Annotated in this window: 9 protein-coding genes; 6 read left to right on the top strand and 3 right to left on the bottom strand. The window is 62.7% G+C overall.

Features of this window, described 5'->3' with window-relative positions:
- The 3 genes from EN984_RS08925 to EN984_RS08915 all read left to right on the top strand — a co-directional run.
- The coding region (locus EN984_RS08925) for a PTS transporter subunit IIC (protein ID WP_127383704.1) at positions 1 to 1,155 on the top strand (1,155 nt) is incomplete at its 5' end.
- Between the two features lie 73 nt (positions 1,156 to 1,228).
- On the top strand, positions 1,229 to 1,690 hold the full coding sequence (locus EN984_RS08920) for a PTS sugar transporter subunit IIA (protein WP_127267974.1): 462 nt from the start codon (positions 1,229 to 1,231) through the stop codon (positions 1,688 to 1,690).
- A gap of 17 nt (positions 1,691 to 1,707) precedes the next feature.
- Positions 1,708 to 1,995, top strand: coding sequence for a PTS sugar transporter subunit IIB (locus tag EN984_RS08915; protein ID WP_023809203.1), 288 nt, complete (start codon positions 1,708 to 1,710; stop codon positions 1,993 to 1,995).
- 33 nt (positions 1,996 to 2,028) lie between these two features.
- On the opposite strand, the gene EN984_RS08910 is transcribed toward EN984_RS08915, so the two are convergent.
- The 3 genes from EN984_RS08910 to EN984_RS08900 all read right to left on the bottom strand — a co-directional run bounded on the left by EN984_RS08910 (position 2,029) and on the right by EN984_RS08900 (position 8,284).
- Entirely contained in the window at positions 2,029 to 3,423 is a 1,395-nt protein-coding gene (locus EN984_RS08910; RefSeq protein ID WP_127267973.1) for a multicopper oxidase family protein, read from the bottom strand.
- A gap of 103 nt (positions 3,424 to 3,526) precedes the next feature.
- Positions 3,527 to 7,336, bottom strand: a complete 3,810-nt coding sequence (gene metH / locus EN984_RS08905) for a methionine synthase (RefSeq protein WP_127272180.1) — start codon at positions 7,334 to 7,336, stop codon at positions 3,527 to 3,529.
- Positions 7,337 to 7,465: 129 nt separating this feature from the next.
- Positions 7,466 to 8,284 carry an alpha/beta hydrolase gene (locus EN984_RS08900; protein ID WP_127272179.1) on the bottom strand — a complete coding sequence of 273 codons (819 nt, stop codon included), beginning with the start codon at positions 8,282 to 8,284 and terminating at the stop codon, positions 7,466 to 7,468.
- 188 nt (positions 8,285 to 8,472) lie between these two features.
- Here EN984_RS08900 and EN984_RS08895 point away from each other — a divergent pair, with 188 nt between their 5' ends.
- Genes EN984_RS08895 through EN984_RS08885 form a run of 3 tightly spaced genes read left to right on the top strand, consistent with a single transcriptional unit; the run spans position 8,473 to position 10,652 of the window.
- The gene (locus tag EN984_RS08895) at positions 8,473 to 9,726 is read left to right on the top strand and encodes an ABC transporter substrate-binding protein (RefSeq protein WP_027035742.1); all 1,254 of its coding nucleotides are present in this window, start codon (positions 8,473 to 8,475) and stop codon (positions 9,724 to 9,726) included.
- Between the two features lie 3 nt (positions 9,727 to 9,729).
- Positions 9,730 to 10,467, top strand: coding sequence for an ATP-binding cassette domain-containing protein (locus EN984_RS08890; protein ID WP_027035743.1), 738 nt, complete (start codon positions 9,730 to 9,732; stop codon positions 10,465 to 10,467).
- Positions 10,464 to 10,652 (top strand): hypothetical protein, encoded by a 189-nt coding sequence (locus EN984_RS08885; RefSeq protein ID WP_245480047.1) that lies wholly within the window; start codon positions 10,464 to 10,466, stop codon positions 10,650 to 10,652. The genes EN984_RS08890 and EN984_RS08885 overlap by 4 nt, the downstream gene beginning before the upstream one ends.
- The last annotated feature ends 40 nt before the right edge of the window (positions 10,653 to 10,692 follow it).

Below are 10,692 nucleotides of genomic sequence, written 5' to 3'. Positions count from 1 at the left end.
GGCTGGCCCTCCGCGGCCGCGATCGCCTTCGGCTCGTCGGTCGGCCTTTGGGTCATTCCGGTCGGCATCCTCGTCAACATCGTGCTGTTGCTGACACGCATGACGCGCACGCTCAATGTCGACGTCTGGAATTTCTGGCACTTCGCCTTTGTCGGCTCGCTGGTGGTCGCCGCAACCGACAATCTGGCCTATGGCATCGCGGTCGCAGCACTTGTCGCAGCACTCTCGCTGCTGTTCGCCGACTGGTCGGCGCGCGCGGTACAGCAGTTCTACGGCGTGCCCGGCATTTCGGTGCCGCATCTCGCCTCGGCACAGATCCTGCCGATCGCCATTGTGCTCAACTGGATCATGGACCGCATTCCCGGGATCAACCGCATCAACATCAACACCGATACGATCGAGCGCAGGTTCGGCGTGTTCGGCGAACCTGTCGTGATGGGCCTCATCATCGGCCTCGTGCTTGGTGCAATCGCGTTCTACAATGCGGGTGATCTCAGCGTGGTGCTGGCCAAGGTTCTGGGCACCGGCATGACACTGGCCGCGGTGATGCTGCTGCTGCCGCGCATGGTCAAGATCCTGATGGAGGGGCTGATCCCCGTCTCCGACGCCGCACAGGCGTTCGTGCGCAAGCGCACCGGTGACCGAGAGCTTCTCGTTGGCCTCGATTCGGCGATCCTGATCGGCCATCCGGCCGCGATCTCGTCGTCGCTGATCCTGGTGCCGATCGCGATCATCCTGTCCATCATCCTGCCGGGCAACCGCGTCATCCTGTTCGCCGACCTCGCGGTCATCCCCTTCATCGTCGCCATGACCGCGCCGCTGGTCAAAGGCAACGTGTTCCGCATGGTGGTGATCGGCACGGTGACGCTGGCCATCGGCTTCTACGTCGCCAACGCGCTGGCGCCGCTGTTCACCAGCGCAGCAGTCTCGTCGGGCTTCAAGCTGCCGGCGGACGCGCTGCAGATCACCTCGGTGGTCGACGGCTTCCTGTGGGTGCCTTACGTGGTCATCGAGGCGATCCAGGGGATGGGGCTTGTCGGCATCATCGTGATCGCAGTGGTCATCGCGGCATTGTTTGTCCTCTACCGCCGCAATCCGCTCGGCTGGGAGCGGGCCGCGGGCGCCGAGGACGAGCCGGCCGAAGAGACGGCCTGAACCTGATAGCGTCCACCCTCAAACCGATCGTGCGCCCTTCCCGCGGCGCACGATTTCATAGACGGAGCAAAGAATGTCCGACGGACTCATGCAGCTTCTGGACCCTGACGCGATCGTGCTCGGATCCGATGCCTCGACCAATGAGGAGATCATCCGCATCCTGGCGGGCCGGCTGGAGAGACTTGGCTATGTCAAAAGCAGCTATGCCGACGCGGTCGTGCGCCGCGAATTGACCATCCCGACCGGACTGCCGCTGGAACGCTCCGATAATGTCGCGGTGCCGCACACCGATCCGGAGCATGTGCTGAAGCCTGGCATCGCGATGGGCACATTGAAGCAACCAGTGACCTTCGCCAACATGGAGGATCCCGACGAGATGCTGCCGGTCGGCTTCGTCTTCCTGCTTGCCATCAACGACAAGGACAAGCAGATTGAGGCGCTGCAGGCCGTCATGGCCACCATCCAGAACCCGCAAGCCTTGGATGATTTGAGGTCGGCCAGAACCCTCGAAGACGTGCGAGCCGTACTCGGCTGAAACAAGGAGAAGCAGAGATGTCGAGACAGAAAACCATTCTCTTTGCCTGCGGCACGGGCATCGCCACCTCGACCGCGGTCAATGTCGCCGTCACCGAGGAAATGAAGAAACGCGGCCTCACCTTCAATGCCCAGCAGGCGAAGGCCACCGAAGTGCCCGGACTGGCCGACAATGTCGACTTCATCGTCGCAACCACCCCGATCTCCGCTTCGGTCACCAAGCCGGTGATCAAGGGCCTCGCCTTCCTCACCGGCATCGGCAAGGACAAGGTGCTCGACGAGATCGAGGCGCAGTTGCGCAAATGACGGCACAGACGCTACGCGCAGGCTGACGCGGCTTCACACCACCCTGACATAGCTCGTCATTCCCGATTTCTGGTGCTCGATGATGTGGCAGTGCAGCAGCCAATCGCCGGGATTGTCGGCGACGAAGCCGAGCTGAACCTTCTCGTTGGGCTGGATGAGATAGGTGTCGGAAATCACAGGCTGAACCTGGCGCGTCGAGGATGACAGCACTTTGAAGCTCATACCGTGCAGATGCATCGGATGAGATTGCGGCGTCAGGTTCTCCATGTCGATGACGTAGCTTTGGCCAAGCTTCAATTCGGCCAGTGGCGCGGTCGGGTCCTTGGTGTCGCCTGGCCACGGCACTTTGTTGAGGGCCCAGAAACTATAGCCAAGCGAACCGCAGATGCCATCGCTCGGGACGTTTTCCGCCGTGGCGCTTAGTGCCAGGGAAATATGCCTGGCACTGGCGAGATCCACTTCCGCCACCGGATTGAGCTCCAGCGGAGCAACATCGCGAATGTCCCGTTTGAGGGATTTTCCTGTCGCGCGCAGGGTCGCCAGGATTTTTGGCTTGGTGCCCCTGACGTCCCTCAAGCTGACCATCGCGCCTTCATTGTCGGGCATGCGTATGGCCAGCTCCATGCGCTGGCCGGGTCCGAGCAGCAAGGCGTCGGGCGAAAAACGCTCAGGCACCGGATTGCCGTCGAGCGCCATGACACTCGCCTCCGCACCGTCGACGCGGAAAGCGTAGATGCGCGTCACGTCGGTGATGGCGACACGCAGCCGCGCAAGTCCGCCGGCCGGCGCATCATATTGCGGCTGGTCGAGCCAGTTGGCGGTGCGTACCGTGCCGTAAGTGCCGGTTCTCGCGGCATCGCGCGGCCGGAACTGGTCGATGAACTGACCGTCGTCGCCGAGGCGCCAGTCGCGCAAATTGAGGACGATTTCGGCATCGAATTTCGGATCGTTGGGATTCTCGACCACGATCACGCCGGTCAGGCCATGGCCCATCTGCTCCAGCGTGTTGCAATGCGGGTGGTACCAGAAGGTGCCGGCATCGGGCGACGTGAAGGCGTAGTCGAAATGATCGCCGGTGTAGACGTAGGGCTGTACCAGAAACGGCACGCCGTCCATCTTGTTGGGAACGCGAATACCGTGCCAGTGGATCGTCGTCGGATCGTCGATCGCGTTGACAAGGCGTGCTGCGAAGGGCTCGCCCTTTTTCATCCTGAGCACGGGCGGCATTCCGGCGTTGCCATAGGTCAGCACATCCCTGGTCTGGCCGACATCCATCAGCTTCGCCTGGATCTTTGCCGTCTGCAAAACCACCGGCTCAGGCGTCGCGGCGGCCCAGCCACCAAGCCGGCCCATCGCCGAAAGCCCGATCCCGCCCGCGCCGGCAACCGCAGCCGTCTTCAAAAGCCTGCGGCGTGTGAGTAAGGTCATTCGGCGCTCCAACTATAAAGACGGCTGCCCGCGCAGGTGTAACCGCCGCGCCACGGATCACAAGCCGGCAACCAGCGCAAATTCTGTTGAACGCATGGCGCCGCTATTCAGCCGCCTCGGCATAGTGTGCCGGTACGTAGTTGAGGATGGGGCCAAGCCAGCGCTCTACCTCGGCCAATGGCATCGCCTTGCGGCGTGCGTAATCCTCGACCTGGTCGCGTTCGACCTTGGCGACGCCGAAATAATAGCTTTCGGGATGCGCCAGATAGATGCCTGATACCGAGGAACCCGGCCACATTGCATAGCTTTCGGTCAGGCTCACGCCTGCATTGCGCTCACCGTCGAGCAGCCGGAACAAAGTCGCCTTCTCGGTGTGATCGGGCTGCGCCGGATAGCCGGGCGCCGGACGAATGCCGCGATAGGGTTCGCCGATCAGTTCGTCCGGCGCCAGCGCTTCATCTGAAGCATAGCCCCAGAATTCCTTGCGCACCTTCTCATGCATCCGCTCGGCAAAGGCTTCGGCGAAGCGGTCTGCCAGCGCCTTGACCATGATCGACGAATAATCATCATTCGCTCGCTCGAACCGTTCGGCGATAGCCACCTCCTCGATGCCGGCGGTGACGATAAAGCCGCCGATGTAATCCGGCTTGCCGCACTCCGCTGGCGCGACGAAGTCCGCCAGTGCGACATTGGCCTTGCCGTCGCGCTTGGTCAGCTGCTGGCGCAAGGTAAAGAAGGTCGCCAGTTCCTGCGACCGCTTTTCGTCCGTGAACAGCCTGATGTCGTCGCCGACGGCATTGGCCGGCCAGAAACCGACGACGCCGCGCGGCGCGAACCATTTCTCGGCGATGATCTGCTTCAGCATCGCCTGCGCATCCTCGAACAGCTGGCGCGCGGCGGCGCCTTGCGCCTCGTCTTCGAGAATTTTGGGATAACGGCCCTTCAGCTCCCAAGTCTGGAAGAACGGCGTCCAATCGATGTAGCGCGCGAGTTCGGTGAGATCCCAGTTCACGAATACCTTGACGCCGGTAAAGGACGGCTTCGGCGGCTCGTAGGCAGACCAGTCGATCCGGTGCGCATTGGCCCTCGCCTTGGCCAGCGGCAGCCGTTGCTTGTCGGCTTCGGAGCGGGCATGCGCATCGGCGACCTTCTTGTATTCGGTGCGCACCGTGTCGACATAGCCGCCCTTGGTCTCGTTCGACAGCAAGGACGACACGACACCCACCGCCCGGCTGGCGTCGGTGACGTAGACCGTCTGGCCCTTGGTGTAGCGCGGGTGGATCTTCACCGCCGTGTGCACACGGCTGGTCGTCGCGCCGCCGATCAGCAGCGGAATGTCGAAGCCTTCACGCTCCATTTCCGAAGCCATGTGCACCATCTCATCGAGAGACGGCGTGATCAGGCCGGAAAGGCCGATGACATCGACATTTTGCTCACGGGCCGTCTGCAGGATCTTGGCCGCCGGCACCATGACGCCGAGATCGACGATCTCGTAGTTGTTGCAGGCGAGCACGACGCCGACGATGTTCTTGCCGATGTCATGGACATCGCCCTTGACCGTCGCCATCAGGATCTTGCCCGCTGTCTGGCGTTCGCCATTGTCGATGCCGTTGGCGGCGTTGGCCAGCTTCTCGGCCTCCATATGCGGCAGCAATCCGGCGACGGCCTGCTTCATCACCCGCGCCGATTTCACCACTTGCGGCAGGAACATCTTGCCCGCGCCGAACAGGTCGCCGACGACGTTCATGCCGGCCATCAGCGGGCCTTCGATGACATGCAGCGGCCGCTCGGCGGCAAGCCGCGCTTCCTCGGTGTCGGCGTCGATGAATTCGGTGATGCCGTTGACCAGTGCATGGCTGATCCGCTGTTCGACAGTCCATTCGCGCCAGGCGAGATCGCGCTCCTGCGCTTCCTTCCCGGCCGTGCCTTTGAAGCGTTCGGCAATCTCCAGCATGCGTTCGGTGGCGGTGCCGCCGGCCCTGGGCGCGCGGTTGAGCACGACGTCCTCGCAGGCCTCGCGCAGATCAGGCTCGATCGTATCGTAGACGGCAAGCTGACCGGCATTGACGATGCCCATGTCCATGCCGCGCTGGATGGCATGGTAGAGGAACACGGCATGCATGGCCTCGCGCACCGGCTCGTTGCCGCGGAACGAGAAGGACAGGTTCGACACGCCGCCGGAGATATGAACATGCAGCAGCGTCGCGGTGATCTCGCCGGCCGCCTCGATGAAGTCGACACCGTAATTGTCGTGCTCCTCGATGCCGGTGGCAATGGCGAAGACATTGGGATCGAAGACGATGTCCTCGGGCGGGAAGCCGGCCTGCTCGGTCAGGAGCTTGTAGGCGCGCGTGCAGATCTCGACCTTGCGCGCCTTGGTGTCGGCCTGGCCGTCCTCATCGAAAGCCATGACGACCACGGCGGCGCCATAGGCCCGCACCAGCCTGGCATGATGCAGGAATGCCTCTTCGCCCTCCTTCATCGAAATGGAGTTGACCAGCGGCTTGCCCTGCACGCATTTCAAGCCGGCTTCGATGATCTCCCATTTCGAACTGTCGACCATGACGGGAACGCGGGCTATGTCCGGCTCGGCGGCGATCAGGTTGAGATAGTCGACCATCGCCTTCTTCGAATCGATCAGCCCCTCGTCCATGTTGATGTCGATGATCTGCGCGCCATTGGCGACCTGGTCGCGCGCGACGTCGAGCGCGGCGACATAGTCGCCTGCCGTGATCAGTTTCCTGAACTTGGCCGAGCCGGTGACGTTAGTGCGCTCGCCTACATTGACGAACGGAATCTCGTCGGTGAGCGTGAACGGCTCCAGCCCGGACAGGCGCATCTTGGGCTCGATGTCTGGAATGGCACGTGGCGGATATTTCTTCACCGCTTCGGCGATGGCGCGGATGTGCTCGGGCGTCGAACCGCAGCAGCCGCCGACGACATTGACCAGTCCCTCGCGGGCAAACTCCTCGATCTGCGCGGCCATGAAGTCCGGGCTCTCGTCATACCGACCGAATTCATTGGGCAGGCCGGCATTCGGATAGGCGCAGGTGAAGGTGTTGGCGACGCCTGAAATCTCGGCCAGATGCGCCCGCATCGCATTGGCGCCGAGCGCGCAGTTGAGGCCGATGGTGAAGGGGCTGGCATGGCGCACCGAATGCCAGAAGGCGGTCGGCGTCTGGCCCGACAGCGTGCGGCCGGAGAGGTCCGTGATGGTGCCCGAAATCATCACCGGCAGGCGCACGCCCTTTTCGATGAAGATCTCTTCCGCTGCGAAGATCGCCGCCTTGGCATTCAGCGTGTCGAAGATCGTCTCGATCAGGATGATGTCGGCGCCGCCATCGATCAACCCGCGCAGCTGCTCGCCATAGGCGAGGCGCAGGTCGTCGAAGGTCACGGCGCGGTAGCCGGGATTGTTGACGTCGGGCGACATCGAGGCGGTGCGGTTGGTCGGCCCGAGTGCGCCGGCGACAAAGCGGCGCTTACCGTCCTGCTGCTCGGCACGAACAGCAGCGCGGTGTACCAGCCGCGCGCCATCGCGGTTCAGCGCGTAGACGGCATCTTCCATGCCGTAGTCGGCCTGTGCGATCGAGGTCGAGGAGAAAGTGTTGGTTTCGAGGATGTCGGCGCCCGCGATGGCGTATTGATAGTGGATCTCCTCGATCGCCCCGGGCTGCGTCAGGATCAGAAGATCGTTGTTGCCTTGCTGATGGCAGGCGCAGCCGGCGAAGGCCTCGCCGCGAAACTGGTCCTCGTCAAAGCCGAGGCCCTGGATCTGTGTGCCCATGGCGCCGTCGAGGATGAGAATGCGCTCGCGTGCTGCCGCAGTGAGCGCCGCAAGCACTTCCGAACCGTCGGGTTTTGCCGCTACGGGGCCGAACAATGCGTCCAGCGATGCAGAATTCTGCGACATTTTTTATCCCTTTGGCGACAGACCTTTTCATGTCACATAAGGATATCTTTATGTCAATATACGACAGATGCTCGCCATTGTCACCCCACCCATCACGAAGTGGGGTCTGAGGCGCGGTTTACTACGAACCTACGCTCTGTCGACGCTTGCCAGGAAGCGGGCGAAGATCGGATCAAAACGATCCGGCGAATCCCAGAACGGCGCGTGGCCGGATTTGTCGAGCAGATGGGCCTTGCCTTCCCATAGATTGGAGAATTTCACAGCGGAGACGAAATCGGTGTTGACGAATGGCTCGTCGATGCCGTTCAGAACGGCGATCGGCGGCGTCTTGCCGGCCACGATTTCGCGCTGGTTCCGGCCGGTGCCGGCCGCGAACTTTTCGAACATCAGGCGCCGCGCCCGCCCATCGGTGCGCGCCACCGTGTCGATGAGAAACGGCTCGAACGGCTCGCCGCAAGTGCTGCGCGCATAGGCCTCGACATCGGCGCCGCTGAAGGTTTCCTGCCCCGCGAGGTGCATATGCGGGCTCGGCTTGAATCCGTTGCCGACCTCCTCGGGCGAGACGGGCGGCGTGCCGGTGATCATCAGGCCAAGCAGGCCGGGAAAGCGGTCGATCATCTCAAGCCCGATATGGCCGCCGAGCGACCAGCCGAAGACGATGGCCTTGTCGATGCCGAGCAGCCCAAGCACTTCGGTCATGGCATCGGCATAGCCTTCCATGCTGTAGGAACGCTCAGGATCGATCGCATCGCCGGACGCTCCGTGGCCGGGCAGGTCGGGAGCGATCAGGTGGTAGCGCTCGCCCAACGGGCCGTCCAACTGGTTGCGGAAAACGGCGCTGGAAGATGAATTGCCGTGGATCAGCATGACAGCGGTGCCCTGGCCACTGGTCTGGCGCACCGCGATCTTGCCGTGGCTGGTGTCAAGGGTCTTCTGCGCGATCGTCATTGTCCGCTCCGTTATAATTGCCTTGTTTTAGTGCAGTTGCGCAGCAAAGCGCCACGGCTTCCATACCTTTGCGGGAACCATCTTCCCGGCCAGGTTGCGTTGAAAAATCCTTTTCAAATAAGAACAATTATGCGTAGATTGTCAATTATCCAACTCCCGATGAACGGGAGGAAACAGGGAACAGCACGATGAAGCCCAAATCCGCCGCAAGTCGAATCCGCCATATGCTGATGAGCACCACGCTGATCGGCATGTTTGCCGCATCAGCCGCCCCCGCCTTTGCCGACGTCGTCAAGATCGGCCTGCTTGCGCCGCTGACCGGCCCTGCCGCGGCGGACGGCCAGGAATTCCAGCGCGGCGTGCAGATGGCCATCGACGAGGCCAACGCAGCCGGCGGCGTTGCCGGGGATACGTTCGAACTGGTGGTCGGCGACGTCAAGGATCAGTCCGCCGGCAACGTCACCAGCGCGGTCGAGCGCCTGCTTGGCGATCCGGGCGTGCACTTCATGCTGACCGGCTATGCCAGCCTGACCAATTTCGAGATCGACAACATGGCCGAGGCGGAAATGCCCTACATGCTGGCGGCCACCTCGCAGCAGACCAGGGACATCATCGCGCCGAGCCCCGACAAATATATGTGCTGCTGGTCGCTGACCCCTTCCTTCGACGCCTACAACACCGACGTAACCCTGTTCGTCGAGAAGCTCGCGGCCGATGGCAAGATCACCCTGCCGACCAAGAAGGTCGCCATCATCTCGTCCGACAACGCCTATTCGAAGACCATCTCCGAAGGCATGAAGAAGACCTTCAAGGAGAAGGGCTGGACCATCACCGTCGACGAGATCGTGCCATTCGGCGAAGTGACCGACTGGCGTTCGATCCTCGCCAAGGTGCGCGAGAACGTTCCCGATGTCGTCATCAACACCGACTATCTGCCCGGCAATTCGGCGTCGTTCCTGAACCAGTTCCTCGAGCAGCCGACCAAGAGCCTCGTCTTCCTGCAATACGCACCGAGCGTTCCGGAATTCGTCGAGCTGACCGGCAAGAAGTCGGATGGTGTCATCTACAACCTGCTCGGCGGCGCGCTGACGACGCCGAAGAACCCGCGCGCCGATGAGGTGGCGGCCAAGTTCAAGGCAAAATACGGCGTCGAGAGCGGCACCTACGGCGTCGGCCTCTACGAAATGACCAATGTCTATTTCGACGCGGTCAAGAAGGTCGGCGGCGCATCCGACCATGCGGCGATCATGAAGGCGCTGTCGGAGACCGACAAGCAGGTCGCGGAAGGGCGGCTGAAATTCGATCCCGCCACCCACCTTGCCACGCAGGGCGACGACTATATTCCAATCACCTTCTTCCAGATCTGGGATGGCCAGCGCACGCTGATCTCGCCGGAAAAATACGCCACCGGCGCCTTCAAGCTCCAGCCCTGGATGAAGTAGGGAATGGCCCTGCTTGAACTGGACGACGTGTCGAAGGCCTTCGGTTCGCTGAAGGCCGTCGACGGCGTGTCGTTCAAGGTCGAAGCCGGCGAGATCTTCGGCATCGCCGGCCCGAACGGCAGCGGCAAGAGCACGCTGTTCAACATCATCACCGGCATCCCGTTCGGCCCCGACCGGGGCCAGATCCGCTTTGACGGTCTTGCCATAAACGGCAAATCGGGACACGCGATCGCGCGCCTCGGCCTTGCCCGCACGTTTCAGCGCGAGACCAGCTTCGACGGGCTGACCGTGTTCGAGAACGCGCTGATCGGCGCCAGCTACGGCAAGCAGGAAAAAACGGCCGTGGCAGCTCGCGATGCCGCCGCCGAGGCGCTGGAATTCGTCGGGCTCGGGTCCGCGTCCTTCGGGCGGCTGGCCGGAGAGTTGTCCGTCTTCGAGCGCAAATGCCTGATGCTGGCCACCGCGATCGCCATGAAGCCACGCATGCTCTTGCTCGACGAGCCGGCATCGAGCCTGACCAAGCCCGAGATCGAGACGTCTATCGGCCTGATCCGCCGCACCGCCGAACGCGGCATCACCATCCTTCTGATCGAGCACGTGCTGACCTTCCTGATGAGCCTTTCGCAACATCTGCTGGTGCTCAACAATGGCCGCGTCCTGGCCGCTGGCGACCCGGCCGGCGTGATCGCCGACCCGCGCGTCATCGAAGCCTATCTCGGCACCAGGAGATCGGCGGCGTGAACCCCATTCTCAGCGTCGAAGGCGTCACCGCCGGCTATGGCCGCGTCACCGTGCTGCACGATATCTCGCTGGAGGCCGGCCGTTTCGGCAATGTCGGCCTGTTCGGCCCCAACGGCCATGGCAAGACGACGCTGAGAATGGGGTTCACGCCGCCGATCTCCTGGTGCCGAGATAGGCTTCGATGACGCGCGGGTCGGCGATCACGCCGGCCGGGTCGCCAGCGGC

The organism is Mesorhizobium sp. M7A.F.Ca.CA.004.12.1.1 (assembly GCF_003997835.1).
Classification (GTDB): domain Bacteria; phylum Pseudomonadota; class Alphaproteobacteria; order Rhizobiales; family Rhizobiaceae; genus Mesorhizobium.
Note: the sequence above shows the minus strand (reverse complement) of the source record. Positions and strands in the feature narration are given on the sequence as shown.